Genomic DNA, 26,671 nt, shown 5'->3' with positions numbered 1-26,671 from the left:
ATCAGGTATATAGATGTGATGGTCATACCACATGGCGGTAATATGCCGGTATTTTTCCCGGGTTCATGTTACAGGTCATGAGCGTATGAACGTACTATACTATGATTTTTATGCCGGGTGGCTGGTCAATCATCCGTACAGTCTTACTGGTTGCCTTGAAGAGCAGAAGCCAGGAGTTCTACAGTGTGCAGGATTTTGACCGGCATATTCTGCTGGGCCAGCCCATCAGCTATTTGCATCCGGCAGGCACCGCAGCCGGTGACTACGGCGTCAGCCTGGCTGGCGGCGATATTATTAATTTTTTGTTGCAAAATCTGTCGCGACAGCTCGTAATGGGTTAGGCTGAAGGAGCCGGCACCGCCGCAACAACGTTCTGCTTCCCGCAGGGGCACAAATTCCACGCCGGGAATTTGTTTAATCAACTCAATAGCCTGCTCTTTCACTCTCATTCCTCTGGTCAGGTGACAGGGGCTGTGATAGGTAACCTTGAGCTGGAGTGGCTTCAATTTCTGCCTGTCCAGGGGGGCCAGGGAACTAAAAAATTGACTGACATCACAGGTTTTGGCGGCCAGCTGCCGGGCATTTTCATATTCTGCCGGGCTGTCCTGTAAAAGTTCCGGGTAGTACCTGGTAAAGGCTTCACCACAGGTACCGCAAACAGTGACGATGGCGTCCAGATCACTTATCTGTGAAAAAATATCGATGTGCGAGCGGGCCATTTGTCGGGCCGTTTCCCGGTCACCGTGGATTAACAGCGGGGTACCGCAGCAATGTTGCTGTGGGGGTACAACCACCTCAATTTGGTGGCTTTGCATCAGCTCAAGCATAGCAGTGCCCACGCCGGGGTAGATGAAGTTGGTAACACATCCGGCAAAAAAGGCCACCCTCAGGCGGGATGGACTGACCTGCAGACATTCCGGGGCCTGTTTTAAAAAGGGGACGGCCGCCAGGGGAGGCAGCACTCTCCTAAAATCCAGGCCGCTGACAGGCAGAGGAAAGCGCGCCTTCATACCGCCAGGTACCTTTTTAAAGAAGAGTCCCTGGGCTTTACATAAGGTTCCTGCCGCCAGCTGTGCATACAGGGGATGAGATAATATTTGCATGGCAAACCTTTTCCCGGCGGGCAAACCTAGTTCCCTGACCAGAAAAGCTCTGGCGGCCAGGATGATCTGGTCGGCCTGGACACCACACGGGCAATTTTCACTGCAGGCCATGCAATTTAGACAGAGCTCAAAAAGACGTTGCATATTGCGGTTAAGTGCTTTCTGGTCTTTATTAAAGATTAATTGCGCCAGGTGGATTTTGCCTCTGGCTACCCCCATCTCATTTTGGACTGTCTTATAAATGGGGCAAACCGCCTGACAGTTGCCGCATTTCATACACCGGTGTGCTTCTTCTGTCAATAAAGCCAGGCTATGATCCTTAACCATATTTATATCCCTCATTGTAGATAGAAGGCGGGAAGATTTTGCCCGGGTTGAGCAAACCATCCGGATCCAGAGCTTTTTTTATACTGGCCATTACATCCAGCCCGTTTGGTCCCAGTTCGTTAATCATAAAGCGGGCTTTGGCCAGGCCAATACCATGCTCGCCCGAAAGGGTGCCCCCCAGGGCCAGTGCTTTTTGAAAGATTTCCTCAACTGCTTTGTGTACTCTGGGCATTTCTTCCTGGTTGCGGCTGTCGGTAAGAATAGTGGGATGCAGATTACCGTCTCCGGCATGACCAAAAGTACCAATGGTCAGGTTATACTTGCGGGCAATTTCTTCAACTGCCAGCAACATATCGGTAATTTTGCTGCGGGGTACGGTAGCATCTTCCAGAATGGTGGTTGGTTTAAGTTGGGCCAGGGCCGGCAGGGCGGCCCGGCGAGCAGCCCAGAGTTTATCCCTCTCCTGAGTGTTTTGGGCCAGAGTGACCTGGCCGTTGTTTTGTTTAATCACCTGCAGGACAATCTGTTCTTCCCGCTGGACTACCTCGGGCATACCATCAACTTCAATGAGCAGTACAGCTCGGGCTGCGGTAGGCAGCCCTACGCGGGCATAGCCTTCCACTGCGCGGATGGTGGTTTGATCCATAATTTCCATTGTAGCAGGAATTACCTTGTGCCGGATAATGTCCCGAATGGTATTGCCAGCGTCGCGCAGGTCGGCATAAACAGCCAGCATGGAACTGCGCGCCTCTGGTATGGGGATGAGCCGGACAATTATTTGGGTGATTATTCCTAAAGTGCCCTCCGAGCCAGTAAATAGCCGCACCATGTCGTAACCGGTAACGTTTTTTACAGTTTTGCCGCCGAAAAACACTGCCCGGCCATCGGCCAGCACTACTTCCAGGCCCATAACATAGTGCTTGGTAACACCGTACTTGAGCCCCCTTAAACCACCCGAGCATTCAGCAACGCTTCCCCCCATGGTCGCTGTGTTAACCGTACCCGGGTCGGGAGGGTACATCAGACCATGGGGTTGGGCGGCATTGTTTAAATCCTGAATGATCACCCCCGGCTGTACGGTTGCTACCAGGTTATCCGGGTCGATTTCCGGTATTTTATTCATCTTTATGGTAGATAAAACAATGCCACCATGTACAGGCACACAACCGCCGCTCAAATTGGTGCCCGCACCACGGGGGTATACAGGCATTTTATAGCGGCGGGCAATTTTGACTACATCGATCACTTGTGAGGTAGAGCCGGGTGTGACCACAACCTCAGGCAACCGAACCGGCAGGTCTGGAGTAGCATCGTAGGAGTAGCAAAGCAGGGTTTCATAAGAAGTATGCACATTTTCCTGCCCCAGAACTTTAACCAGTTCTAAAGTAGCTGCATCAATATTGGACAAGTTTATGCTCACCTGCCTTATATTTCAAATTAGGTAAAGTGTTTCGGTGGCATGTGATATGGTGGTCAGGCCACCTGGTATATAGAGGTATTCGGCACCCCCAGAAGAAATCCTGCAGGGTATTGGCGACTAATTCAAAAAAAATTTTGTATTATCTTTTGCTCAAACTGCAGGAAAATGTGAAAATTTATAGAATAACAAAAAGCGTGATGATATGGTGGTCATACCAAAATACCACATGGTCAATAGTTAATATGGTCGCCTGGCGTTAACTGCTGGTGGGTTTCGGTGGCAATTTAAAATATTGGGATTGCGAGGTGGTGTGTTACTAGATAGGCGCGTAAGCGCGTGAAAACATTGGGGGAAAAAGTAGATGCGGTTGGGGGAAAAGTTAGTGCCTTGATTTGTTAAAAAAGGAGGTTGTCTGGCAATGACCTGGGAAATGGTGACCAATCCACTGGGTAACATAGCTCTTTCGGCACTGGTGGATGCACTGCCCATCTTTTTCCTGTTTTTTGCCCTGGCCATCATGCGTATGAAAGGTCACTGGGCGGGTTTGATTACGGCACTTATTGCTATTGGCATAGCCATCATGGTACACCAGATGCCGGCCGGACTGGCCCTGGGCGCTGCAGCCTACGGGGCATTGTTTGGGCTCTGGCCGATCGGTTGGATTGTGATCACGGCAGTCTTTTTGTATAATTTGACGGTGAAAACCGGGCAGTTTGAAATCATTAAGGATTCCATTGCTTCAATTACTGATGACCGGCGTTTGCAGGCTCTGCTGATTGCTTTTTCCTTTGGAGCATTTTTAGAAGGGGCGGCCGGTTTTGGCACACCGGTGGCCATTTCTGCGGCCATGCTGGTCGGCCTGGGATTTAACCCGCTGTACGCTGCCGGGATTTGCCTGATTGCCAATACTGCTCCGGTGGCTTTTGGCGGTGTGGGCATTCCCATTATTACTGCCGGGGCGGTAACCGGTATTGAGGCCATGCAAATCAGCAAGATGGTGGGCCGCCAGCTGCCTTTTTTGACTGTGATGGTACCCTTCTGGCTGGTATTCATTATGGCCGGCTGGAGAAAGACCATAGAAGTATTGCCGGCCATTCTGGTTTCCGGGGTATCCTTTGCCCTGGGTCAGTGGTTTTCGGCCAACTATCTGAGCCCCATGTTGCCCGATATTATTGCCTCTCTGCTTTCCATCATTTCCCTGGTTCTGTTTCTGCGGGTTTGGAAACCCAGGAGCGTGTGGCGGTTTAAGGATGAGCCGCCGGCTACTTTGCAGGTAAAAAGACATAGTCCGGGAGTTATTTTCAAAGCCTGGTCGCCCTTTATTATACTGACCGTCCTGATTGGCGACTGGGGATTAAACAATGTCAAGGCTTTGCTGGATAAATATACCTTGAAATTCCCCATGGCCATAGACCAGTTGATCATTGCCGGGGGCAAGCCGGTGGCTGTAGTATTCAAGTTCAACTGGTTGCAGGCTACGGGAACCTCCATCCTGCTGGCAGCGGTTATTACCGCACTGATCTTGCGGATCAGTCCGGCTATGTTCTGTCGCACCTTCTGGGAGACCTTGAAGAGCCTGCGGTTTGCTCTGTTGACCATAGCCAGCGTGCTGGCCTTTGCCTATGTAGCTAACTGGTCGGGCATTACACCTACCCTGGGCCAGGCCTTTACTGTTACCGGCGCGCTGTTCCCCTTTATGTCCGCCTTTCTGGGCTGGCTGGGTGTTTTGATTACCGGCAGTGATACCTCGGCCAACGCACTGTTTGGCAATATGCAGAAGGTCACCGCCGAATCCATGGGCATTAACCCGGTGCTGGCAGTGGCTACCAACAGTTCGGGCGGTGTGGCCGGTAAGATGATTTCGCCCCAGAGTATTGCTGTGGGCTGCGCTTCCACCGGCCTGGTGGGTAAGGAAGGGGATTTGTTCCGTTTCACCATCGCCCACAGTATTTTGTTTACTACCTTTATTGGTATGCTGTCCATGCTGCAGGCGTATGTCTTCCCCGGCATAATTCCGGAAGCCATAGCCCAGGCCAAAGCGGCAGCGGCCACAGCCGCCCAGGGTGCGACCACAGTGTTGTTAATCACTGGAATAATTGTGGCGGTGCTGGCGGCAGTTGCTGCCCGGCAGTCTGAGCAAAGGGCATAAAGGGCATAAGGTATAATAAGCAACAAGCAACAAACCAGCCTCCGCCCAAACGGGGGCTGGTTTGCTGTTTGGTGGCACCAAAAGCAAATGGGCCACAAAGGAGGTATAAGAAGGTTTCGGGAGAAACCCTCTGGTTTTGGGCGGCAATTGGGCGGCAACCGGCCTCAAAGCAAAACAACAAGGCTTCCGGCTAATATTCCGGAAGCCTTGTGTTTCCTGGTGCCGAAGGTGGGAGTCGAACCCACACGGGGGGTGAGCCCCGGCGGATTTTGAGTCCGCTGCGTCTGCCAGTTCCGCCACTTCGGCATTTATATAAATTGGCTTAAAGCAATTCATAGTATAACAAGTAACCTTTTTACTTGTCAAGGTGGTTAATAATTTTCGTGGTGGTTAATAATTTTGCGCCCGGCAATCGCTGCCAATCGTGCTGCTTGTTGCTAGATCATGCCAGCAGGATAATTGTTTAGTATGTCGAATGTTTAAGTGCTAAACTAATTTTGTATAGATTGTCAACGCGGCGGCTGGTCCAGCGGTTTTTTCCAGTAGATAGAAAGGGGTGATGGTTAACTGTCACCTTTAGATAAATTGAGCGATCTCGAGCTGGTGAACAGGGCGAAAAAGGGAGACCATGCGGCATTTTCCGTCCTGGTGCAGCGTTACGAAAGTAAAATATACAATCTGGCCTACCGTTTTGTAGGTAACCATGCCGATGCTGGTGATTTGACCCAGGAGACCTTCATCAAACTGTATCAATCCGTACATACCTACCGGGGCGATGCCAGCTTTGCCACCTGGCTGTACCGGGTAGCCACCAATGTTTGTCGTGATGAACTGAGAAAGCAGCAAAGGCAAAAAAAAATATCGCTTGACGAAATGATCGAACAGCCCGGTTTCGCGCTTTCTTCCGACAACGAACAGGAGATGCCCGAAGAGGTGCTGGAAAAAAAAGAACTACAGGAACAAATGCAGAGCTTTTTGCTGGAACTGAGCGACGAATATAGAATAGTCTTGATCATGCGGGAAGTGCAGCAGCTATCTTATGAGGAAATTGCGGCGGCTCTGGATTGTTCGCTGGGCACGGTAAAATCTCGTTTAAACCGGGCCAGACAGGCGCTAAAACGAAAATTTCTTGGTCAAACCAGGGAACATTTAGCCGGGACTGCACGTCTAGCCAGGTAAAGGAGGGATGTGGTATGGACTGCAACCGGATCAGCGAATTGCTGTCCGAGTACATCGACCACCGGTTGCCCCCCTCCCTGGCTGCAACAGTTGAGGAACACCTGGCCCGCTGTCCGGGTTGTCGCAAAGAATACGGGGAATTGCGGCAGGTTGTGGATATGCTGCGCGATTTGCCCGTGATCATACCGCCGCCCGAATTCCATCACCGGCTGCATCAGGCCCTGCAGGCCCGGTATGCCATGACCGGTATCAATACCGCGTCTGGCTTTTGGAGCAGGGTGGCCCAGAGCAAGTGGTTTAAAACCGCAGCGGTGGCGGCGGTGGCTCTGTTATCCTTCGGCATGCTCAATCTGGCTGATTTCTGGCGGGAGCCCGCTTCCCGGCCGGCGCAGCATACTGTGGCGGTAAGTCCGGGCCAGGACGGGAGCAAGCAGCCGGCCGGGTCTGGTTCCGGCGCTGCGGTGCAGCAGCCTGCTGCTAAAGGAAACACTGTGCCGTCTGTCCAGGAGCCGGGGAAAGCCCCCGGGAAGAGCGAGAGCCGGAGTGTGGCTCTGCATCCCGGAACGGCTCAGGTGCAAAATGGGCAGCGAGAGAGTTCCACCGGCCATAAAACCGGCAGTGCGGCCGGTCCGCAAAGCGCTCCTGCCGGCCCGCAGACAGCGCCCGCACCGGAGGGTGCCCCGGCTAATCCGGCTGTGGTTGCGCCCAAGGTGATCCGGCAGGCGGTATTGAGCCTGGCGGTGAGTGATGTGGACGAAGTCACCGAGGCGGTTTCCGAGCTGGCCTGGCGCAACGGCGGTATGGTGGCGGTGCAGGGGGACAACGACAATGCCAGCATGGTGCTGAAAGTGCCTGTGAGCAAGTTTGACAAGGTGTACGGTGTGCTGCAGAATATGGGCATTGTCATGGACAAGAAAATGGTTGGTCAGGATGTGACAGCGGATTACTACCAGGCGGTGAACACCCTGCAGGAGCTGGAACAAAAACAGTCGTCCGGGCCGGGTGAGGCCCGGGTAGCCAGCGCGGCGCCGGAAAACCTGCAGCAGGAAAAGGCGCTGGCCGAGAATAAGCTGCGCAGTCTGGAAGATGCCGTGACCATGGCCACCATTCAGGTAAAGATCAATGAATAAGTTAACCCTGGAATAAGGTAACCCCGGCGGTGTTTTAAGCCGCCGGGGTTTTAATGTCATTCCAGGGTGGCGCAGTGCAGAGCCGCGCCCAGTGCCCCCACGATCTGGGGGGCAGGGGGTACATAGACGGTGGTTTCCAGCATTTCGGCGAGCAGTTGGACCAGACAGGGGTTCCGGGCCACCCCGCCGGTGAAAACCAGGGGGGGCGTAAAACCAATTTTTTTCAGCAGGGCGGCTGCCCGCTCGGCCACCGCGCGGTGCAGGGCCAGGGCGATGTCCTGGCGGGGTGTGCCCCGGTGCAGCAGGGAGATGGCTTCGGATTCCGCAAATACAGTGCACATATTGCTGATCTTGAGCCCGGGCTGGCCGGTGAGAGCAGCCGGGCCAATTTCCCCAATCGCAAAGCCCAGGGCCGCGGCCATCACTTCCAAAAATTTACCTGTGCCGGCCGAACATTTATCATTCATCACAAAGTCGACCACGGTTTTTTGGGGACTGAGCAGGATGGCTTTGGTATCCTGACCGCCGATGTCCAGGATGGTGCGCGCCTGGGGAAATAAATGGACCGCGCCCAGGGCATGGGCCTTGATTTCCGTAATGATCTCCCGGGCAAAGCTGGCCCGGGCGGCATGCCGTCCGTAGCCCGTGGCCACCACTGGCGCGTTGAAGGGGGCCAGCAGGGCGGCCGCGGTTTCATTGGGCTGGTACCCGGTATCCACCACCCGGGAATAGATGATTTGTTCGTTTTCCAGCACCACGATGGCGATAGTGCGTGAACCAATATCCACCCCTGCCCGGCGCATAAATATCCTCTCCTGCCTTTACTTCAAAATTTCCAGGAAAGCCTCAACTCTGGTTTTGAGTTGTTCCGTGTCTTCCTGGCCGTAGTCGGTTTCCAGTTTCAGCAAGGGTATGCCGGCCTGACGGCAGGCTTTTTCCACTCGGTTGGCTTCAATGCTGTAGGGGTCGCAGAAGGACAGGCTGACATGGATGACGCCATCGGCCTGATACTCCTGCACCAGTTCCATGATGCGCTGGGTGCGGTCGGTGTTGGGCGTGAAGACAGCGCAGTTGATGTTCAGGTATCTCCGGGCCAGGCCGGCGTAGGCTTCCTCCAGGCTGCTGGCATCTTCCGGTACCAGGCCTTCGAAATAGCGCAGGCCGGTGCACATTTCTTCCGCCACAATCACTGCTCCGGTGCTTTCAATAATGTGGGGCACCTTCCAGTTGGGAATGGCCATGGGAGTGCCGGAAACAATGAGGCGGGGCGCCTTTGCCGGAGCCACTCCGGTGCCGGCCTTAACTCTTTCTTCCAGCTCATCGCACAGCCGGTTGACCTGCTGGGTAAACCTGGCCACATCGTCGTACATGGCGATTTGCTCTATCAGCAGGCTGTCCTTGCCGCTGATGGGAGCGGGTCTGTGGCGGCGCAGGCCGGCCAGACGCAGCAGGGCCCGCCTTTTGGCATTGGTGTCGCTGATGCATTGTTTGAGACTGGCGGCCGTGATTTTCTGTCCGGTGATTTCTTCTATTTTCGCGGCAAATTCTTTGATTTCCTCGCGCCAGAATTGATAATCCCGTTCCCGCTTCATCTGGGGTGTTTCCATAACGTGCACCGGGATGTAATCGGCCAGCAGTTCAAACGCTTTCTTTTTGCCGTCACAGGTGGTTTCGCCCACTACCAGGTCGCAGGATTCAAAATAGGGGCATATTTTGCCCAGTTTAAAGCCCATGAAGGACCTGATTAACGGGCAGACCTGCCGGGGCAGCACTTTATCCACTTCCCCGCTGCCGGTCTCCAGGCCGGAGCACAAACCGATGCAGATGCCGCCGGCCGCGCGGATGATTTCTTCAGGCACGAAGACGCAAAAAGTGCCGATGACTTTGCCTCCCTGCTGTTTGTGCTGCTGCAGTTCCTGGATGCGCAACCCGTGAATCTCGTTGACCACAAAGTCGAAATATTCCATCCCCCGCGGGCGATGGGGCTGGGTCAGGTACACATCGTGGTAGGTTGGCGGCAGAGCCTCCAGCAGCCGGTCATGAGCTTCCAGATCCAGCCCCAGGTCGGCCCACATTTGTCTGTAGTCACTCAAGTTTAATTCCCTCCTGCTCTGGAGTATTCCTGCGAGTAGTATAGATATAAATATTTGATTAATCAAATAAAATACATTTATAATTAAGCCGGCAGGAATAAGAATGGGTTATGGTGGATATTTTCTATTATTTCTTTGATCTGCTCGACCTGCTAATTAATGGTTTGCCAGCCGGCGGCAAAGGGAGTAAAATAAACTGAGTATGCCGTTGGACTGCCTCTCACATAATGGTCTGTGAGTAGCGGTTATAATACTTTCAAGCACAGAAGGGAGGTAATTGTGGTGCGGGAAAAAGTGGAAGCTGCTCTGGCCAAAGTGCGTCCTTTTCTACAGCGCGACGGCGGCGATGTGGAACTGGTTAACGTCACCGATGACGGAGTGGTACAGGTCAAGCTGAAAGGCGCCTGCGGTGGGTGACCCGGCGCGACCTATACCCTGAAAATGGGGATTGAGCGGGTGCTCAAGCAGGAAGTGCCGGAAGTCAAAGAGGTTGTGGAAGTCAGGTAATATTGCCCTGATGGTGAGGCTGCTGACAGATTGTGTCAGCGGCCTTTTTACATTTACGGGGGGCCGGAGGGGAAAATAATCAAAAAGGGGGCAGAAAAGCAGATGAAAGCGGGGCAAGAGACCGTGGAAATTCCGGAGGGGCTGAAAAGGGAAATCGGCCTTTTGCCAGCCATAGCTACTGTGGTGGGTCTGGTGATCGGCTCGGGGGTTTTTTTTAAGCCAGGCAAAGTGTTTGCTTCTACGGGCGACCTGACCTGGGGCCTGCTGGCCTGGGTGCTGGGGGGAGCCATTACCCTGCTGGCCGGGCTGACCATTGCCGAACTGGCCGCATCCATTCCCCGCACCGGCGGGCTCTATGCCTGGCTGTACCGCATCTACGGCCGCCAGTGGTCTTTTTTGTATGGCTGGATTTATACCATGATTGTGGGCCCGGGCACCATAGCCGCTCTGGCGATCATTTTCGCCACCCAGGTGCAGGTGTTCTGGCCCATGTCCGATGTGCTGATGAAAGTGGTGGCCCTGCTCGTGCTGCTGGTGCTGACGGTATCCAACTATTTCGGGGCCCGGTATGGTGGTTATATCCAGACCGTATCCACCGCGGCCAAATTGCTGCCCATTTTGGCCATTATCGGGGTGGCTTTGGCCCGACCAGCCGGCAGCCCGGCCAGCCCCGCCGGGGCGGGATTTAGCGGGGCCGGCTTTTCTGCGGCGCTGATTGCCACGCTCTGGGCTTATGACGGCTGGATTACCATTGGCAATATCAGCGGGGAAATGAAAAAGCCCCGCCGCGATCTGCCTCTGGCCATCATTGGGGGCATCCTGCTGGTGGCGGCCGTGTACATAACGGTGAATCTGGCCATTGTGCGCACACTGCCCCTGGAGCAGATCGCTGCAGCGGGCACCCGGGCGATCAACCTGGTCAGCAGCGAGCTGTTTGGTTCTTTTGGGGCCACGCTGTTGGCCATTGGAATCATGATCTCTATTTTCGGCTGTCTGAACGGGCATGTGCTCACCGATCCGCGCATTCCCTACGCCATGGCTCAGGAAGGGGATTTTCCGCCATTTCTGACCAAACTGAGCCCTTACCAAACGCCCACCAACAGCTTTATTTTACAAACCGTGCTGGCCACTCTCTATATCATTACCGGCACTTTTGATGCGCTGACCAATCTGGTGGTCTTCACCATGTATATTTTTTTCGTCATGGGGATGGTGGGCGTGGTGCTCCTGCGCCGGCGGGAACCGGAACTGCCCCGGCCCTACAAAGTGCCGCTCTACCCGGTGGTGCCCGGCCTGGGCATACTGGGGGGCCTGTACATATTGTATGCCACCCTGAGCACCGATACGCTGAATGCCCTGTATGGAGTTGTCGTCACCATACTGGGCATTCCGGTGTATCACTGGCTGGCCCGCCGCAGGGCCGGCCCGGCCGTGCCCCGTCCCCGCCCGGAGGCGCCGGGATAAGCGCCCGGGCGTCGCATTAAGCTATGGTGATGGCCTGGCCGGCCGCGGTGAGCAGCTCTTTGATCTGCAGCATGTTGCCCACCTGTCCCACAGTCAGCTTTTCCTTCAGTTTGTAATAGTCCAGGCAGGTACCGCAGGAGATGATGGTGGTGCCTTTTTGCTGAATTTTTTCCAGCTGCTCCAGCACGGGCGAACCCTGGCAGGTGAGAAACACCCCGCTGTTTAAGAAAAGCAACGCCCGGGGAGCGGGATCGCTTTCCGCCAGGGTGACCAGCAGGCTTTTCATCAGGGTTTGACCCAGGTCGGGCGCCCCCTGTCCCAGCGTACTGGTGGTGATCAGATAGGCGGGGGCGCTGGCGCTGCCGCCGGCCGGCTGTTCAGCCGGTGCGGGAGCGGCAGACTGGCTGTTCCGGGTCACCGTGATATAGTACAGCCCGTCTTTTTCCGCACAGGTATATTTTTCGCCCGCATTGTTCAGGAACATGGACACATTTTCTCTGGCCACAGCGTTATCCACAATAATTTCCACAGTGCTTTCCCCGGCATTTTGCAGGGCGCTGCGGGTTTCCAGCACCGGCCGGGGACAGGCCAGGCCCCGGCAGTCCACGATACGTTTGGACATCAGCCCATCCTCCTATATGACCGAGATCAATTTATTTCTGCGGGGCGTGACCTCGCCGATCACGGCCGCCAGGTCGCCGTTTTCCTGCAGTTTTTCCTGTAGGCGGGCGAGATGGGCGGGGGAAACCGCAATCAGCAGGCCGCCCGAGGTTTGCGGGTCGTAGAGCAGAGCCTGTTCGGCCGGACCCGGTTGGGCGGAGAAATCCACTTCCTCCTGCAAATACTCCCGGTTGGCATAAGCGCCGGCTGGAATAAGCCCCATGCGGGCCATTTCCAGCGCTCCGGGCAGCAGGGGTACGGCGCTGAACTGCATCGTGATGGACACCTGGCTGGCCCGGGCCATTTCCGCGGTATGACCCAAAAGGCCAAAACCGGTAATGTCGGTCAATGCGGTAGCCGTATCCCGGCAGGCCGCTGCCGCGTGTTTGTTCAAGCGGCTCATCCAGTGCCAGGCCCGGCGCAGGTGCTCTTCCGCCACCAGATCGCCCCGGGCGGCTGTATTGATGATCCCGCTGCCCACCGGCTTGGTCAGCACCAGCAGATCGCCCGGCCGGGCGGTGGAATTGCTGATCAGGCGGTCGGGATGGACAATGCCGGTAACGGCCAGGCCGTATTTGGGCTCGTTGTCCTGGATGGTGTGGCCGCCGCCCACGATGGCTCCCGCTTCCTGCACCTTGTCGGCGCCGCCCTGCAGCATTGCGGCCAGCGCTTCCACGGGCAGGCAGCCGGGAAAACAGACAATGTTCAGCGCCAGCAGCGGCTCACCGCCCATGGCATAAATATCGCTTAAAGCATTGGCGGCGGCTATTTGCCCAAAGAGATACGGGTCATCCACCACCGGGGTGAAAAAGTCCACCGTGTGGATGATGGCCAGGTCGTCGCTCAACTTGTATACAGCAGCGTCATCGCTGGTTTCCGGACCTACCAGCAGCCGGGGGTTGTGAGCGGCAGGTAAATGGCGCAGCACCTGCGCCAGGGTGGCCGGTCCCACCTTGGCCGCTCAGCCGGCCGTGCTGGTTAAACTGGTCAATTTAATATCGGCCATGATGGCCACCCCCTGTGCACCGGACTGTTCATGGTCTATCATACCACTGCGCTTATTTTTGATTAACAAAAATATTGATACTCATGATATAAAAAATTTATCGCTGCAGGTGTATTGATAAAACATCTTAATGGATTCCCGGGTTGCCTGCACCAGTCCCGGATCGGTTGCGGTTATCTTGTCCCCTCCCGTTTCATATACATGAAACGGGAGGGGTTTTTTATGGCCTGGAACAGGTGGCAGAGCATAAAAAAACACATGGTGGAATGGATGGAACTGCCCGGTGATGTTTTGATGGATCTGCCCCGCATTGTGGCGGTGGGCAACCTGCAGGTCAGTGTGGAAAACCACCGCGGCATAGTGGAATATACCGGGGACAGGGTGCGCATCAGTACAGGTTCCGGTCAGGTGATCATCACGGGCAGCGACCTGCTTTTGCGCAATATTCTCCCCGATGAAATCTGTGTGGAAGGAAACGTGAGGAGCATTGAATATCAGCTGTAGGGGGTGGAGTTGTGTTTCTGTTCCGACTGCTGTCCTTTCTGACGGGCTTTGTCACTATCGAGGTGATTGGCCATAATATGGAAAAATACATTAACAAGGCCGCCAGCCGGGGCATTTTGCTGTGGAACATTCGGCGTCTGGACGAAAATAGACTGCATTTTCAAACGCGCCTCAGCGCGGTGCATCCTTTAAGGCATCTGGCCAGACAGCACGGCTGCCGGTTAAAGTTTGGCCCCCGGGGAGGCTGGCCCTTTATCTGGAGCCGGATGCGGCGGCGCAAAGTGCTGCTGTTGGGCATGGCGGTTTTTTTTCTGGGTTTGTATATTCTGTCCGGTTTTGTCTGGTGGATCGAGGTGCAGGGCAATGAGCAGATCTCCAGCCGGGTGGTGCGGGAGCTGGCCGGACAAGCCGGTTTAAGGCCCGGCGTTTGGCGCCGGACGCTGGATACGGGAAAAATGGAAAAGGCCTTGAAGGAACAGCTGCCCCAGGTGTCCTGGGTGGCAGTGCGCATCAGCGGCATCAGAGCATATATTCTAGTAGCGGAAAGAAAATTGCCGCCGGCCACCGCCGCCGGTCCGGCGCACGTGGTGGCCGTCAAGGCCGGTTTGGTGCAAGAGGTGCTGGTGATCAGCGGCAACCCGGTGGTGGCCGAGGGCGAGGCGGTGACGGCCGGCCAGGTGCTCATCTCGGGGATTGTGCCGCCGGCCGCAGCGGGGCCGGATGTCCCGTCCGGCGAGGTTAGCGCGCTGCCGGCCTATGTGCACGCCCGGGGCATTGTGCGGGCCCGGGTCTGGTACGAGGCGTACGGGGAAGCGCCGCTGCGGGAGAGTGTCACGGCGGAAACCGGGCGGCAGTACCGGCGCTATAGTATTAAAATGGGCCGCAGGGTTATAATGTTAGCGGGGCAGGAAAATATCCCCTTTCGCCATTTTCGCTGTGCCGAAGAGGTAAAAACGCTGTCCGGAAGGAATATCAAGCTACCCGTCGAAATAATATCACAGCGTTACCTTGAACTGGAAAACAGGGTGATCACGCGTACACACGCCCAGGCTCTCTCACTGGCCCAGAAGCGGGCCATGGATGACCTGTACAAACAATTGCCGCCACAGGTGCAGCCGCAGGCGCTGGATGTCCAGGAGGTAAAGGGCAAAAATCCAGAGGCTGTGGTGAGAGTGCATATTACAGCCGAAACCTGTGAAGATATTGGCCTGGAAAAAGCGTTTGTACCATGATCACAGTTGTGCAGGGGGCGAAAATTCTTTTGACTGAACATATTGAAGCCAGACTGAAAGTGTCGGACATTGGAGCGGTGGCGGAAATTTTCGGCCGGCAGGATGAAAACATTGCCTTGATTGAGAGAAACCTGCAGGTAAAAATAGTGGCCCGCGGGGAAGAGCTGGTGATCATCGGCAGCTCGCAGGGCGTGGAGCAGGCCCGGCAGATCTTCCATGAACTGCAGAACTATTATGCCGCCGGGAACCGAATTACGCTGCACGAAATCAATTATGTGCTGCGGGCGGTGCGCAGCGGGCAAAAAAACATCCTGCTCGATCTGGCCAGCGATGTGGCCCTGGTGACAGCCCGGGGCAAGGCCGTAAAACCCAGGACTATTGGCCAGCAAAAATATATTGCCGCCCTGCGCCAGAACGATATTGTTTTTGCCATTGGTCCCGCCGGTACGGGCAAGACCTATCTGGCGGTGGTCATGGCCATCAAGGCGCTGCGCAACAAGGAGGTGCACCGGTTGGTGCTCACCCGGCCGGCGGTGGAGGCGGGGGAAAAGCTGGGTTTTTTGCCGGGCGATCTGCAGGAAAAGGTGAATCCTTACCTGCGCCCGTTATACGACAGCCTGTATGATGTGCTGGGTTTTGAAGTGACCCAGAAGTACCTGGAGAAAAATATTATTGAAATCGCCCCCCTGGCCTATATGCGGGGACGTACTCTGGATGACGCCTATATTATTCTGGATGAAGCCCAGAACACTACCACCGAACAGATGAAAATGTTCCTCACCCGTCTGGGCTTCGGCTCCCGGGCCGTGATCACCGGCGACATTACGCAGATTGATCTGCCCAGAGGGCAGCTTTCCGGTCTGGTGCACGCCCGCCAGGTGCTGGCCAGAGTGTCCGGTATATCTTTCCAGTATCTTTCTTCTGCGGACATTGTCCGCCATCCTCTGGTACAGGAAATTGTTAAAGCGTATGACGCGGTGGAGAGCGCCGCAGACAGATGAGGTGGTGTGTGTGTCGCTGCGCCTTTTTATAAAGCTCTGGTCTGCGGTGCTGTTTTTATTCAGGCAACGCCGGTTCCGCCGCTGGCTGGCGGCGGGTCTGTTCTTTCTCTTGATCACTTTGCTGATCTCGGTCAATTACTTGCCCCGGCAGGTTAACCTGAAGGTGGGGGAAGTGGCCCGGGATGATGTCATTGCGCCGCACAGCGTGGTTTTTGAAGACAAGATCAAAACCGAAGAAAGCCGCGAGCGGGCGGCGGCCGGGGTGCCCCTGCAGTACGATCTGGACGAGCAGGTCCAGGGCGTGCTGATTAAGAACATCTCCACGCTGATTGACAATATGCGCCGCATCAAGGAAGCCCATACGGGCGACCGGGCGGAGCAGCTCAAAGCGGTGCTGCCTTTTAAACTGGAGGAAACCGCCCTGCAAAACCTCCTGGGGGTGGAGAGCCGGTATTACCAGGCCCTGAGCAATGAGCTGGTCAAACAGGTCACCCTGTATACCAACAGCGGCATCAGTGAGGACGAACTGGACCGGGTGAAGGAACGCATCGGCCAGCAGCTGGCCCTGACCGGCCTGCCGGCCCCCGTGGTGCAGCTGGGCCGGGAAATAGTCAATTATTACCTGCGCCCGAACAAATTCTACAATGAGGCCCGCACCCGCACCCTGCGGCAGGCGGCCCGCGACGCTGTGCCCCCGGTCATGATCACGATCAAGCAAAACCAGAAAATCATCCGGGCCGGCGACGTGGTCACCGCCGAGCAAATGCAGATGCTGGCCGCCCTGGGCCTTTCCCGGCAGTATTTCCCCTGGCGGCAGGTGCTGGGCAGTGGTCTTTTGGTGGCCATGCTCATGGTGCTGGTTCTGGTGTACATTCAGCAGCAGAACCGGGATATCTACCGGCGGCCCGGGCATATTTACCTGCTGGGCATAGTTACCGTGGTCATACTGAGCGTGGCCCGGGGCATTATTGCCATCAATATCTCCCAGTGGCCCGAGCTCAGTGCGCTGTTCGGGTACATGGTGCCTCTGTCCGCGGCCGGCATGTTGATTGCCATTTTGCTGGACATCCGCCTGGCCGTGCTGGTGGTGGCCATTTTAAGTTTTCTGCTGTCCTGGATGGCCGATGGACAGGTCCATTTCGGTTTTGTGGGACTGGTGGGCGGCCTGACCGGTGTGCTGGTGGTCAGCCGCCTGAAGCAGCGGGGCGACCTGTTCCGGGCCGGTTTTTACATCAGCGCGGCCAATGTGGTTTCCATCATGGTCTGCGGCATTCTTTCGGATATTTCGGCCGGGCTGGTTTTCAGTTCGGCCATGCTGCTGGGGGTGACCAACGGCATTCTTTCGGCCGTGCTGACCATTGGCACGCTGCCCTATCTGGAAAACACCTTCGGGATCACCTCCTCGGTCAGACTGCTGGAACTGTCGCATCCCAGCCAGCCTTTGCTGCGGCGCTTGCTCACCGAGGCACCGGGAACCTACCACCACAGCATTATGGTGGCCAATCTGGCCGAGGCGGCGGCCGAGGCGGTGGGTGCGGAGAGCCTGCTGGCCCGGGTGGGGGCGTATTATCACGATATTGGCAAAATGAAGCGGCCGGTGTTTTTTATTGAAAACCAGCTGGCTCAGGAAAACCCGCACGACAAGATTGCCCCCACTTTGAGCACATTAATTCTAACCGCCCATGTCAAGGACGGTCTGGAGCTGGCCCGGGAATACAAACTGCCGGAAAGCATCAGCCAGATTATTGCCCAGCATCACGGCACCAGCCTGGTGAGCTATTTTTACCACAAGGCTCTGGAAGGGAACAGCAGCGTGAATGAAGATGAGTTCCGCTATGAAGGTCCCCGACCCCAGAGCAAGGAAGCGGCCATTGTCATGCTGGCCGATGCCGTGGAGGCCGCCGTGCGTTCCATGCAAAACCGCACCCCCAACCGGGTGGAGGCCCTGGTGCGCAAAATTATTCGGGACAAGCTGCTGGACAGCCAGCTGGATGAATGTGCCCTGACCTTTAAAGACCTGGATACGATTGCAGCAGCCTTTTTACAGATCCTGGGCGGTATTTTCCATTCCCGCATTGAGTATCCCGATGTAGCCCGAGAAGTGGAAAGGAGAAAAAAGCACAATGCCGGTTTACGTCGACAACCTGCAGACGGCAGTGCCAGTGGATGAAAAAACAATTGCGCTGGTGCGGCGGGTGGTAGAAAAGGCCCTGGAGCTGGAAATTCCGGGGGAAGAGGCCGAGGTGAGTGTGGTTTTAGTGGATGATCAGTACATCCGGGAACTGAATCACCGCTACCGGCAGATCGATGCGCCCACCGATGTGCTGTCCTTTGCCCTGGAAGAAGGCGAGGAACTGGCCGATGCCGGGGAGGAACGCGTGCTGGGCGATATTGTGATCTCGCTGCCGGCGGCCATCCGGCAGGCGGCCGAGTACGGGCACAGCCTGGAGCGCGAACTGGGCTTTCTGGCCGTGCACGGTGCGCTGCACCTGCTGGGGTATGACCACGGCGAGCCCGCCGGGGAGCAGGAGATGCTGGCGCGCAGCGAGGCCGTCCTGTCCGCCCTGGGCCTGGCCCGGGCCTGAGGCAAGCGATGCTGGGCCGGTTCTGGCGCAGCCTGCGCTGCGCCCTGCGGGGAGCCGGGGTGGCTCTGGCCACCCAGCGGCACATGCGCTTTCATCTGGGGGCGGCCCTGCTGGTGCTGGCGGTGGCCCGCTGGCTGGAGATCCGGGGTTTGTCCCTGGCCATCCTGCTGCTGGTTATCTTTGCTGTGCTGAGCGCCGAGCTATTTAATACGGCGGTGGAACGGGTGGTGGATCTGGCCAGCCCCGGCTATCACCCTCTGGCCCGGGAGGCCAAGGATATGGCAGCGGGGGCGGTGCTGCTGCTGGCTGTGCTGGCCGTGCTGGTGGGTATAATAATTCTGGGTCCGCCCCTGTGGGGGAAACTGATCCGGATGATCGCTTAGCCGGGCCGAGGGCTGGTTTTAAAGGGGGAAACATTTTGTTATCGGCCAAAGAGATTGAGCTGCTGATTGAGGCCGCCCGCCGGGTGCGGGACCAGGCCTACGCTCCCTACTCCGGGTTTCTGGTGGGGGCGGCGCTGTTGACGGCGGACGGGCAGGTGTATACCGGCTGCAATGTGGAAAATGCCTCGTACGGGCTGACCTGCTGCGCCGAACGGGTGGCCATCTACAAAGCGGTCAGCGAGGGACACCGGCAGTTTGTGGCCCTGGCGGTGATTGCCGGTACCGAGGATTACTGCAGACCCTGCGGGGCCTGCCGCCAGGTGCTGGTGGAATTTGCCCCGGCGCTGACCGTGCTGATGTGCAACCAGCACGGGCAATATGAGCAGTGTCTGGCCGGTGAACTGCTGCCCGGCTATTTTGCGCTGTAAATATTCTCTGCCGGCCGTGGAGCGATTTTTTAGCACATTTTTGGGGAGGAGTGAGCGGCTGTCCTATGCAATCTGAAGGCTACAAGTCGGGATTTGTGGCCATTGTGGGCCGGCCCAATGTGGGCAAATCCACACTGCTCAACCGCCTGGTGGGGCAGAAAGTGGCCATCATGTCGGATAAACCCCAGACCACCCGCCACCGCATTCACTCGGTGATTACCCGGCCGGATGCCCAGATCGTGCTGATGGATACGCCGGGGATTCACAAGCCCAAGCACAAGCTGGGCCAATATATGGTGGACGTGGCCCTGAACACCCTGCGGGAAGTGGATGTGGTGCTGTTCCTGGTGGAGGCCGAGCGGCCCGGTCCGGGGGACCAGTACATCATAGAGCAGCTCCGGCAGATCAAAACGCCCATCATCCTGGTGATCAACAAAATCGACCTGGTGTCCCGCCAGGATCTGCTGCCGCTCATCGAAGCTTTTCGCACCACCCTGGATTACCGGGAGATCGTGCCTTTATCTGCTCTGACCGGGGAAAATGTCGCCACGCTGCCCGATTTGCTGGTGCGGTATCTGCCGGAAGGGCCCAAATATTATCCCGATGACATGATCACCGACCGCCCCGAGCGCTTTATCATGGCCGAGCTGATCCGGGAAAAGGTGCTGCACCTGACCTTCCAGGAAGTGCCGCACAGCGTGGCCGTGGTGGTGGAAAATGTGGAGCGGCGGCGGGACGACCTGGTGGCCGTGGATGCCGTGATCTATACCGAACGGGACTCCCAGAAAGCCATCCTGATTGGCAAGGGGGGCCAGATGCTGAAAAAAATCGGTCAGCTGGCGCGGGAGGAGATGGAGGCCCTTTTTGGCAACAAGTTTTTCCTGCAGCTGTGGGTCAAGGTGAAGGAGGACTGGCGCAACCGGGAGAATATTATTCGCCAGTTCGGTTATACACCGTAAGCCGCTTGTCAGGCGCCGGAAAATGTGCTATTTTTACTGGGGATAAAGAATTAAAATTTTAGAGAATTCTTCGTTAGGTGAGGCTTCTGTATAGACACATGCCGCTGCCCGGAACCGTCGAGAGACGATAACGGGTCAACAGGTATTACCGGCTTAAGGTTTTACCTAATGCGGCTGGGCCGCCAGGCTCTAGCTATGCAGTGCCAAAGCTTGTACGAGTGGAGAAGGCGTGATCCTGTCTTTTGGGGTGAGGTAGCCTTCGCACATGGGGTGGTGAAGGTTTTTTATTTTGGCCGAAAAGGGGTGAAGGGATTGATCAAGACATACTTTTACGATGCCGATGAAAAGCGCATTGTGCACGATGTGGACCTGCGCCGGCCGGACCTGCTGGCCAATGCCCGCAGTTTGCTCTGGGTGGATCTGTACGACTTCAGCGAAGCGGAAATAAACCAGGTGGCCAGCATTTTCGGATTCCACAGCCTGTCTGTGGAGGACTGCCTGCACTACAGTCCCCGGGCCAAAGTGGATGACTATGAAGACTATTACTTTTTTTTGCTGCACGCCATCCGCTATGAAGAGGACAAGGAAGAAGAGGTTTCCCTGGAACAGCTCAATGTCTACCTGGGGAGCAATTTTATCGTCACCCTGCACCGCCGCACGCTGCGCACCCTGGGCCGGCTGGCCCGGGAATGCTTGAGTAACCAGGCCCTGTTCATGCAAAAGGGTCCCGACTTTTTTCTCTACACCATTTTGGACGGACTGACCGACCATTACTTTCCGGTGCTGGAGCGGATCAATGCCCGGATTGACGAACTGGAAGACGACCTGTATGTCGAGCCCAGCCAGGAAATCACCGAGGAGTTCTTGAGCTTAAAGCGCACCATCCTGTCCATGCGGCGGGCCATTATGCCCCAAAAGCGCATTTTCACCATGAGCAACGGCCAGTACAGCTTTGCCGTATCCGAGGAAAATGCGCCCTACTACCTGGACCTGCTGGACCACATCGAGCGCATCATTGACTCCATCGACGGTTTTGCCGCGCTGGTGGACAACGCCATGGCCACCTACTATTCGATCATCAGCGCCCGCACCAACGAAACCATGCGCGTGCTCACCGTGATCTCCACCATCTTCATGCCTTTGACTTTTGTGACGGGGTTTTTCGGCATGAATGTGCCGCTGCCGGCCCAGGAAAGTGTGCTTTCCACCATTGCGATTACACTGGGTTTACTGGGGGTTTCACTGTGGATGTACCTGATCTTCCGGGTAAAAAAATGGATTTAGGTTTGCCGCCAGCGCTTAACCTGCGTATTTTCCAGACCCAGCATGTCCAGCACCCGCCCGGTGGTCTGGGTGATCAGGTCGCTGATGCTGGTCGGGCGGTGATAAAAGGAAGGGACCGGGGGCATGATGATTACGCCCAGCCGGGCCAGCCGGAGCATATTTTCCAGATGGATGGCACTTAGGGGCGTCTCTCTGACCAGCAGGATCAGGGGACGTTTTTCTTTTATGCACACGTCGGCACTGCGGCTGATCAGGTTGTCGGCCAGGCCGTGGGCAATGGCGGCCAGGGTTTTCATGCTGCAGGGCGCCACCACCATGCCGTGGTGCACAAAGGAGCCGCTGGAGGGCCCGGCCGCCAGATCGGTGACGGCATAATAATGGTCGGCCATTTGTTTGACCTGCTCCAGGGAATGGCCGGTTTCTTCCGCGATGGTCACTTCGGCCCACTGGCTGACCATGAGGTGGGTTTCCACCCCGGCCCGGCGCAGGGCCTGGAGCAGCTTAAGGCCGTAGATGGCGCCCGTGGCGCCAGTAATTGCCAGAACAATTCTTTTCTGGGGGGACATGATTGTTCTCCTTGCAGTAAATACTTTAAATGAAATAATACCACAGATAAAGCGAGGTGAAAAATTTGTCCGGTAAAAAAATCTGGATGGTGCGGTGGGGCCAGATTGGCTTGCTCGTCCTGCTGGTCCTGCTGGTGGTGGGATGTCAGCCCCAGCGCAAGCCCGCCCCCGCGACCGATAATACCGGGCGGCTGGTTCCGGCCCCGGGTGCCACCCAAACCCTGCCGGTCAATCCGGCGGAAGCCAGTGCGCTGGCCCGGCGGCTGGCGGCGCGGGCGGCGCAGGTGGACGGCGTGAACAGGGCCACGGTAGTGCTCAGCGGCAATACGGCCATGGTGGGGCTGGATATTAAGGCCAAGCTGCCCAAAAGCAGGATTGACGCCATCAAGAAAGAAGTGGCCGCGGTAATCAAAAAAGAGGATACCCGCATCCGCGATGTGCTGGTTTCCACCGACGCCGACATGGTTACGAGGCTGAAGAAGATTGCCAGCGGCATCAATGAGGGCCGGCCGGTCAGCAGTTTCCGGGACGAAATCAACGACATCATGCGCCGCCTCTCCCCGGTAGCCCGCTAGCAGCCCGGGGCGGCCAAACCATTAAGACAAATGGAGGGGGCTGCCCCCCTCCCTGTCTTTTGGGCCTGTGTCTTTTGGGCCTGTCCGAGGCTCATACTGGCCCAATTTGTTCTTTTGCGGTCAGCTGACAGGGCAGGCAGTCAATCAGGGCATGTTTTTTGCTGCGGCCGCCCGGCATATAATGTAAAGAACGGGCCGGTACTTTGTGCAAAGCGGGTGAGCCGGAAATGCCCAGAGAATTTTTCACCTTTCGGGAGTACATGAAAAATGATCATACTCTGCTGACCGCTGCCATGGAGGATTATCTGGAAATGATTTACCGCCTGTCCCGGCAGCAGGGCTTTACCAGGATTAACGATCTGGCCGCAGCCCTCAATGTGCAGCCGCCTTCGGCCACCCGGATGGTGCAAAAGCTGGCCGATGTAGGCGTGGTGAACTATGAAAAGTACGGCCTGATTGTGCTCAGCCCGAAAGGGGAGGAGATGGGCCGGGTTTTGCTAAAGCGGCACCAGATCATCGAGGACTTTTTAAACCTGCTGGGCATCTCCGGAGATGTGCTGGAGGAAACCGAAAAAATAGAACATACCATCAGTGCCCGGACGCTGGAGGGGCTGGCCGATTTTGTGGCCTTTATGAAAAGCCGGCCGGAATTTGTGCAGGAGTTTCACCGGTATCGCCAGGCCCGCGGGGAGGCCTGAAGGGGCGCACGCGGGCCTGGCGTACACTTTAACCCAGGCCGAGCCATTTTGCGGTTTGGGCCACAATCAGACAGACCGTGACGGCCACGGCCAGGGGGATAGCCGCCGCCAGGACGGTCCACTTGACGCTGCCCGATTCCTGCTTGATCGTCCACAGGGTGGTGGCACAGGGGTAATGCAGCAGGGAAAACAGCATGGTGCAAAGCGCGGTTACCCCGGTCCAGCCGTGTTCCACCAGCAGCCGGTGCAGGTCTGCCAGGCTGCTCAGCTCGGTGAGGGAACCGGTGGCCAGGTAGCTCATGATCAGGATGGGCAGGACAATTTCATTGGCCGGCAGCCCCAGGATAAAGGCCATCAGGATGCAGCCGTCCAGGCCCAGCAGTTGACCGGCGGGATCCAGCCAGCGGGCACCAATGGCCAGCAGGCTGTCCTGCCCCACCCGGAGATTGGCCAGCAGCCAGATCACGGCTCCGGCCGGTCCGGCCACCAGTACCGCACGGCGCAGCACAAAAATAGTTCGGTCGAAAATGGACCGCACTATAATGCTGCCCACCCGGGGTTTGCGGTAGGGCGGCAGCTCCAGGGTGAAGGAAGAAGGGATCCCCCGGAGCAGGGTGCGGGACAGGCCCCAGGACACCGCCAGGGTGGCCGCGATGCCCAAAAGCACGCTGCCCACCACAATTAAAGTGGCGCCCAGGGAGCTGGCTGTTCCCATTACCAGCAGGCCGGCCAGCGTGATCAGGGTGGGGAAACGCCCGTTGCAGGGCACAAAATTATTGGTGAGCATGGCAATCAGCCGTTCCCGGGGCGATTCGATAATGCGGCAGGCCACCACTCCGGCGGCGTTGCAGCCGAAGCCCATGCTCATGGTCAAAGACTGTTTGCCGTGGGTGCCCGCTTTTTTAAAAAAGTTATCCAGATTGAAAGCAATTCTGGGCAGGTAGCCCACATCCTCCAGCAGGGTAAAGCAGGGAAAGAAGATGGCCATGGGCGGCAGCATCACCGACACCACCCAGGCCAGGCAGCGGTAGATTCCTTCGACCAGAAGTCCGTTCACCCAGGCCGGGGCCTTGAGCCCGCTCAGCAGACCGGTAAGCCACTCCTGTCCCCGGAAGAGGACCGACGCCAGCAGCTCCGAGGGATAGTTGGCCCCGACCAGGGTAACCCAGAAGACCATAAACAGCAGCAGGAGCATGGAGGGAAATCCAAAAACGCGCGAGGTGAGAATGTCGTCCAGTTTCTGGTCCCAATCAGGGGCCGGTTTTTGGGGCCCGCGCACCACTTTACTGGCGATTTCTCCGGCCCGGCCGTAGATGGCGCTGACAATGGCATCATTGTAAGCGAGGGGATCGGCCGGCCGCAGCCGGCCGGCTTCCTGCAACAGCTCATGTAAACTGACCTGGCTCATAGCAGAACTACCTCTTTCAGCCCGGCCGGCGCTGGATCGGGGCGGGCCAGGCCCTTTTCCAGAGCGGCGATCACCGATGGATCTTGATCCAGCAGCCGCAGGGCCAGCCAGCGGGCCGGGAAACCATCGCCCAGCAGGCTTTTGATCCGGGGTTCCAGTTTGCCGATGGCTTTTTCGATGGCGGCGCTGTAGCGGACCAGCCGGGGCCTGGTGGCTATGCGCCCGGCGGCCACACCGGCAATGGTTTGCCGGAGCTCATCCAGACCCCATCCGCTGCGGGCGGCGGTGGGCACCACCGGTACCCCCAGTTCGCCGGCCAGCGCGGCATAATCAATGCTGATCCCTTTGCGGGCGGCTTCATCAATCAGATTGACGCAGACCACCACCCGGGAGGTTATTTCCAGCACCTGCAGGGCCAGGTTCAGGTTTCTCTCCAGACAGGTGGCATCCAGGACCACCACGGTGGCCGCCGGGCGGCCAAAACAGAGGTAATCTCTGGCCACCTGTTCTTCGGGCGAACTGGCCAGCAGCGAGTAAGTGCCGGGTAAATCAATCAGTTGGAAAACCAGCCCCTGGTAAGTGTAATTGCCTGTCGCCCGCAGCACGGTTTTGCCGGGCCAGTTGCCGGTATGCTGGTTCAGCCCGGTGAGCGCGTTAAAAACAGTGCTTTTCCCGGTGTTGGGATTGCCGGCCAGGGCGATCACATAATCCGCCCGGGCCAATCTTTTCCCGCGGGCAGCTGCTTTGCTGGCGCTGCTGCCGCAGGACTGCTGTGTTAACCCCATCTTTTACTCTCCTTAAAAACTGATCTGGATTTGCCGGGCTTCTTCTTTGCGGAAGGCAATGACGGTGCCGCGGATCCGGTAAGCCCTGGGATCGCCGGCCGGGCTGACCCGCAGTGCTTCCACCCGGGTTCCGGGGACCAGCCCCAGATCCAGCATTCTCCTTCTGGTGAGGCCGCGGGCCTGGATGGAGTGGACAGTGGCCGACTTTCCCACCGGCAGCTCATACAGGCTGAGCACGGTACCGGCCGGGCAATCCGTCGGGCCGTTCCTCCTGTTCCCGGTTGTCATACTCTTTTCCTCCCTTGCGCGCCGTTTTCTTTTGATTAACTAATTTAGCGGCGGCTAAAAATTGGTCAATAAAAACCGGAGTTGCTGCCCCGGATAACTGTGGCTGACCCCGATGCTATATCTTACGCCGGGCCTTGATTCCTGGTTACAGGGCACCGGCTGGTAGTTGCCTGGATGACTGGTTATTGGGGATGCAGAAAAAGAGCTCCCCTGCGGGCGGTCAGCCCGGGTGAAAATAGTTTTTAATCCCCCGCACAATGCTTTCGGCCAGCGCCTGCTGATACCGGTCGGCCGTGAGCTGTTTGAGCTCCTCCGGGTTGGTCATAAAGCCGGCTTCCACAATGACTGCCGGCACCGCGGTCAGGCGCAGCAGGGCATAATCGCCCGGCTTGACCGTGCGCTGGCGCATGCCGGGTATCTGGATCAGTTCACTCTGGATGCAGCTGGCCAGGCGGGCCCCTTCCCGGGACTGGTAGTGGTGATAAACCTCCGCCCCCCGGCAGTAGCGCAGGCTGATGCTGTTCATGTGAATGCTGACGAAAATGTCGGCCGATTTTTCTCTGGCCAGGGCGGCCCGCTGGCTCAGGTCGGCCTGGTGGGCGGCGCGGCCGTGCAGTCCCACCGGCGCCAGATTGTAATCCCGGTCGCGGGTCAGATATACGGTAGCCCCTTCTTTTTTCAGCCGGTCGGCAATTTTCCGGCTGAGGGCCAGGTTTAAATCTTTTTCGCGGATGTCGCCGCTCACCGCCCCGGGATCAAAGCCGCCGTGGCCGGGGTCCAGGATAATCACTTTGTTTTTTAAGGCCGGTGGGGGATTGGCCCCGGCCGGTGTTGTCAGAGGGAAAGTTAGACCGCATAATAAGATCGAAAGTATTACCAGGATATTGCTCATGCGCTGTCCCTCCCGCGGGGAAAGTTCAAAAGTATTCTGCACAGC

General features: G+C 57.0%; 27 protein-coding genes, 1 tRNA gene and 1 riboswitch. Of the genes, 16 read left to right on the top strand and 12 right to left on the bottom strand.

The window, feature by feature from the left end:
* Window positions 1-143 precede the first annotated feature (143 nt).
* Together ACUVTU_RS03180 and ACUVTU_RS03175 are read right to left on the bottom strand one after the other, a co-directional pair.
* Window positions 144-1,430, bottom strand: coding sequence for a (Fe-S)-binding protein (locus ACUVTU_RS03180; protein ID WP_445888517.1), 1,287 nt, complete (start codon window positions 1,428-1,430; stop codon window positions 144-146).
* Entirely contained in the window at window positions 1,423-2,829 is a 1,407-nt protein-coding gene (locus tag ACUVTU_RS03175; RefSeq protein WP_445888548.1) for an FAD-binding oxidoreductase, read from the bottom strand. The genes ACUVTU_RS03180 and ACUVTU_RS03175 overlap by 8 nt, the downstream gene beginning before the upstream one ends.
* 439 nt (window positions 2,830-3,268) lie before the next feature.
* Between ACUVTU_RS03175 and ACUVTU_RS03170 the strand changes: the two genes are divergently transcribed.
* Complete coding sequence (locus tag ACUVTU_RS03170) at window positions 3,269-4,999, top strand: L-lactate permease (protein ID WP_445888516.1); 1,731 nt, start codon at window positions 3,269-3,271, stop codon at window positions 4,997-4,999.
* Between the two features lie 217 nt (window positions 5,000-5,216).
* Here the strand turns inward: ACUVTU_RS03170 and ACUVTU_RS03165 are convergent.
* A tRNA-Leu gene (locus ACUVTU_RS03165) sits at window positions 5,217-5,305 on the bottom strand.
* Window positions 5,306-5,602: 297 nt separating this feature from the next.
* Here ACUVTU_RS03165 and ACUVTU_RS03160 point away from each other — a divergent pair.
* Both ACUVTU_RS03160 and ACUVTU_RS03155 read left to right on the top strand, forming a co-directional pair.
* Window positions 5,603-6,178: a sigma-70 family RNA polymerase sigma factor gene (locus ACUVTU_RS03160; RefSeq protein WP_445888515.1), complete on the top strand. Its 576-nt coding sequence runs from the start codon at window positions 5,603-5,605 to the stop codon at window positions 6,176-6,178.
* Window positions 6,179-6,192: 14 nt separating this feature from the next.
* Window positions 6,193-7,308: a DUF4349 domain-containing protein gene (locus ACUVTU_RS03155; protein ID WP_445888514.1), complete on the top strand. Its 1,116-nt coding sequence runs from the start codon at window positions 6,193-6,195 to the stop codon at window positions 7,306-7,308.
* A gap of 56 nt (window positions 7,309-7,364) precedes the next feature.
* On the opposite strand, the gene ACUVTU_RS03150 is transcribed toward ACUVTU_RS03155, so the two are convergent.
* A complete protein-coding gene (locus ACUVTU_RS03150; RefSeq protein WP_445888513.1) occupies window positions 7,365-8,111 on the bottom strand; it encodes an acyl-CoA dehydratase activase in 747 nt (248 codons plus the stop codon).
* Between the two features lie 18 nt (window positions 8,112-8,129).
* Complete coding sequence (locus ACUVTU_RS03145) at window positions 8,130-9,401, bottom strand: double-cubane-cluster-containing anaerobic reductase (RefSeq protein WP_445888512.1); 1,272 nt, start codon at window positions 9,399-9,401, stop codon at window positions 8,130-8,132.
* 282 nt (window positions 9,402-9,683) lie between these two features.
* Between ACUVTU_RS03145 and ACUVTU_RS03140 the strand changes: the two genes are divergently transcribed.
* Window positions 9,684-9,908 (top strand): NifU family protein, encoded by a 225-nt coding sequence (locus tag ACUVTU_RS03140; protein ID WP_445888511.1) that lies wholly within the window; start codon window positions 9,684-9,686, stop codon window positions 9,906-9,908.
* Between the two features lie 102 nt (window positions 9,909-10,010).
* On the top strand, window positions 10,011-11,372 hold the full coding sequence (locus ACUVTU_RS03135) for an APC family permease (RefSeq protein ID WP_445888510.1): 1,362 nt from the start codon (window positions 10,011-10,013) through the stop codon (window positions 11,370-11,372).
* A gap of 16 nt (window positions 11,373-11,388) precedes the next feature.
* On the opposite strand, the gene yedF is transcribed toward ACUVTU_RS03135, so the two are convergent.
* Window positions 11,389-11,994 carry a sulfurtransferase-like selenium metabolism protein YedF gene (gene yedF, locus ACUVTU_RS03130; protein ID WP_445888509.1) on the bottom strand — a complete coding sequence of 202 codons (606 nt, stop codon included), beginning with the start codon at window positions 11,992-11,994 and terminating at the stop codon, window positions 11,389-11,391.
* Between the two features lie 12 nt (window positions 11,995-12,006).
* Window positions 12,007-13,038 carry a selenide, water dikinase SelD gene (selD, locus tag ACUVTU_RS03125; protein WP_445888508.1) on the bottom strand — a complete coding sequence of 344 codons (1,032 nt, stop codon included), beginning with the start codon at window positions 13,036-13,038 and terminating at the stop codon, window positions 12,007-12,009.
* A 222-nt stretch (window positions 13,039-13,260) separates the two neighbouring features.
* Between selD and yqfC the strand changes: the two genes are divergently transcribed.
* The 9 genes from yqfC to corA all read left to right on the top strand — a co-directional run bounded on the left by yqfC (window position 13,261) and on the right by corA (window position 21,414).
* Entirely contained in the window at window positions 13,261-13,542 is a 282-nt protein-coding gene (yqfC, locus tag ACUVTU_RS03120) for a sporulation protein YqfC (RefSeq protein ID WP_445888507.1), read from the top strand.
* A gap of 11 nt (window positions 13,543-13,553) precedes the next feature.
* A complete protein-coding gene (gene yqfD / locus ACUVTU_RS03115; protein ID WP_445888506.1) occupies window positions 13,554-14,774 on the top strand; it encodes a sporulation protein YqfD in 1,221 nt (406 codons plus the stop codon).
* A gap of 29 nt (window positions 14,775-14,803) precedes the next feature.
* A complete protein-coding gene (locus tag ACUVTU_RS03110) occupies window positions 14,804-15,775 on the top strand; it encodes a PhoH family protein (protein WP_445888505.1) in 972 nt (323 codons plus the stop codon).
* Window positions 15,776-15,785: 10 nt separating this feature from the next.
* On the top strand, window positions 15,786-17,945 hold the full coding sequence (locus ACUVTU_RS03105) for an HD family phosphohydrolase (protein ID WP_445888504.1): 2,160 nt from the start codon (window positions 15,786-15,788) through the stop codon (window positions 17,943-17,945).
* A complete protein-coding gene (gene ybeY / locus ACUVTU_RS03100; protein WP_445888503.1) occupies window positions 17,899-18,360 on the top strand; it encodes an rRNA maturation RNase YbeY in 462 nt (153 codons plus the stop codon). The genes ACUVTU_RS03105 and ybeY overlap by 47 nt, the downstream gene beginning before the upstream one ends.
* Before the next feature lie 8 nt (window positions 18,361-18,368).
* Window positions 18,369-18,743, top strand: coding sequence for a diacylglycerol kinase family protein (locus tag ACUVTU_RS03095; RefSeq protein ID WP_445888502.1), 375 nt, complete (start codon window positions 18,369-18,371; stop codon window positions 18,741-18,743).
* Window positions 18,744-18,778: 35 nt separating this feature from the next.
* Window positions 18,779-19,171, top strand: coding sequence for a cytidine deaminase (locus ACUVTU_RS03090; protein ID WP_445888501.1), 393 nt, complete (start codon window positions 18,779-18,781; stop codon window positions 19,169-19,171).
* Window positions 19,172-19,236: 65 nt separating this feature from the next.
* Window positions 19,237-20,130 (top strand): GTPase Era, encoded by an 894-nt coding sequence (era, locus tag ACUVTU_RS03085; RefSeq protein ID WP_445888500.1) that lies wholly within the window; start codon window positions 19,237-19,239, stop codon window positions 20,128-20,130.
* Between the two features lie 62 nt (window positions 20,131-20,192).
* Window positions 20,193-20,360, top strand: a riboswitch (M-box (ykoK) riboswitch).
* An 82-nt stretch (window positions 20,361-20,442) separates the two neighbouring features.
* On the top strand, window positions 20,443-21,414 hold the full coding sequence (corA, locus tag ACUVTU_RS03080) for a magnesium/cobalt transporter CorA (protein ID WP_445888499.1): 972 nt from the start codon (window positions 20,443-20,445) through the stop codon (window positions 21,412-21,414).
* On the opposite strand, the gene ACUVTU_RS03075 is transcribed toward corA, so the two are convergent.
* On the bottom strand, window positions 21,411-21,980 hold the full coding sequence (locus ACUVTU_RS03075; protein ID WP_445888498.1) for a UbiX family flavin prenyltransferase: 570 nt from the start codon (window positions 21,978-21,980) through the stop codon (window positions 21,411-21,413). The genes corA and ACUVTU_RS03075 overlap by 4 nt on opposite strands.
* Before the next feature lie 65 nt (window positions 21,981-22,045).
* Here ACUVTU_RS03075 and ACUVTU_RS03070 point away from each other — a divergent pair, with 65 nt between their 5' ends.
* Window positions 22,046-22,555, top strand: coding sequence for a YhcN/YlaJ family sporulation lipoprotein (locus tag ACUVTU_RS03070; RefSeq protein WP_445888497.1), 510 nt, complete (start codon window positions 22,046-22,048; stop codon window positions 22,553-22,555).
* A 227-nt stretch (window positions 22,556-22,782) separates the two neighbouring features.
* Window positions 22,783-23,253: a metal-dependent transcriptional regulator gene (locus ACUVTU_RS03065; RefSeq protein ID WP_445888496.1), complete on the top strand. Its 471-nt coding sequence runs from the start codon at window positions 22,783-22,785 to the stop codon at window positions 23,251-23,253.
* Window positions 23,254-23,281: 28 nt separating this feature from the next.
* Here ACUVTU_RS03065 and ACUVTU_RS03060 read toward each other — a convergent pair whose 3' ends face one another.
* The 4 genes from ACUVTU_RS03060 to ACUVTU_RS03045 all read right to left on the bottom strand — a co-directional run bounded on the left by ACUVTU_RS03060 (window position 23,282) and on the right by ACUVTU_RS03045 (window position 26,626).
* On the bottom strand, window positions 23,282-24,661 hold the full coding sequence (locus ACUVTU_RS03060; protein WP_445888495.1) for a nucleoside recognition domain-containing protein: 1,380 nt from the start codon (window positions 24,659-24,661) through the stop codon (window positions 23,282-23,284).
* The gene (locus ACUVTU_RS03055) at window positions 24,658-25,446 is read right to left on the bottom strand and encodes a FeoB small GTPase domain-containing protein (protein ID WP_445888494.1); all 789 of its coding nucleotides are present in this window, start codon (window positions 25,444-25,446) and stop codon (window positions 24,658-24,660) included. The genes ACUVTU_RS03060 and ACUVTU_RS03055 overlap by 4 nt, the downstream gene beginning before the upstream one ends.
* Before the next feature lie 12 nt (window positions 25,447-25,458).
* Window positions 25,459-25,734 (bottom strand): FeoA family protein, encoded by a 276-nt coding sequence (locus ACUVTU_RS03050; RefSeq protein WP_445888493.1) that lies wholly within the window; start codon window positions 25,732-25,734, stop codon window positions 25,459-25,461.
* A 220-nt stretch (window positions 25,735-25,954) separates the two neighbouring features.
* Entirely contained in the window at window positions 25,955-26,626 is a 672-nt protein-coding gene (locus ACUVTU_RS03045) for an N-acetylmuramoyl-L-alanine amidase family protein (RefSeq protein ID WP_445888492.1), read from the bottom strand.
* Window positions 26,627-26,671 lie beyond the last annotated feature (45 nt).

The organism is Desulfurispora sp. (genome assembly GCF_052744395.1).
Note: the sequence above shows the minus strand (reverse complement) of the source record. Positions and strands in the feature narration are given on the sequence as shown.

Bases quoted from the DNA above. Each gene is read 5' to 3' on its own strand.
- ACUVTU_RS03180 (WP_445888517.1), bottom strand. From the start codon at position 1,430: ATGGTTAAGGATCATAGCCTGGCTTTATTGACAGAAGAAGCACACCGG.
- ACUVTU_RS03170 (WP_445888516.1), top strand. From the start codon at position 3,269: ATGACCTGGGAAATGGTGACCAATCCACTGGGTAACATAGCTCTTTCG.
- ACUVTU_RS03155 (WP_445888514.1), top strand. From the start codon at position 6,193: ATGGACTGCAACCGGATCAGCGAATTGCTGTCCGAGTACATCGACCAC.
- ACUVTU_RS03150 (WP_445888513.1), bottom strand. From the start codon at position 8,111: ATGCGCCGGGCAGGGGTGGATATTGGTTCACGCACTATCGCCATCGTG.
- ACUVTU_RS03135 (WP_445888510.1), top strand. From the start codon at position 10,011: ATGAAAGCGGGGCAAGAGACCGTGGAAATTCCGGAGGGGCTGAAAAGG.
- yedF (WP_445888509.1), bottom strand. From the start codon at position 11,994: ATGTCCAAACGTATCGTGGACTGCCGGGGCCTGGCCTGTCCCCGGCCG.
- yqfC (WP_445888507.1), top strand. From the start codon at position 13,261: ATGGCCTGGAACAGGTGGCAGAGCATAAAAAAACACATGGTGGAATGG.
- ybeY (WP_445888503.1), top strand. From the start codon at position 17,899: ATGCCGGTTTACGTCGACAACCTGCAGACGGCAGTGCCAGTGGATGAA.
- ACUVTU_RS03095 (WP_445888502.1), top strand. From the start codon at position 18,369: ATGCTGGGCCGGTTCTGGCGCAGCCTGCGCTGCGCCCTGCGGGGAGCC.
- era (WP_445888500.1), top strand. From the start codon at position 19,237: ATGCAATCTGAAGGCTACAAGTCGGGATTTGTGGCCATTGTGGGCCGG.
- ACUVTU_RS03075 (WP_445888498.1), bottom strand. From the start codon at position 21,980: ATGTCCCCCCAGAAAAGAATTGTTCTGGCAATTACTGGCGCCACGGGC.
- ACUVTU_RS03065 (WP_445888496.1), top strand. From the start codon at position 22,783: ATGCCCAGAGAATTTTTCACCTTTCGGGAGTACATGAAAAATGATCAT.
- ACUVTU_RS03060 (WP_445888495.1), bottom strand. From the start codon at position 24,661: ATGAGCCAGGTCAGTTTACATGAGCTGTTGCAGGAAGCCGGCCGGCTG.
- ACUVTU_RS03055 (WP_445888494.1), bottom strand. From the start codon at position 25,446: ATGGGGTTAACACAGCAGTCCTGCGGCAGCAGCGCCAGCAAAGCAGCT.
- ACUVTU_RS03050 (WP_445888493.1), bottom strand. From the start codon at position 25,734: ATGACAACCGGGAACAGGAGGAACGGCCCGACGGATTGCCCGGCCGGT.
- ACUVTU_RS03045 (WP_445888492.1), bottom strand. From the start codon at position 26,626: ATGAGCAATATCCTGGTAATACTTTCGATCTTATTATGCGGTCTAACT.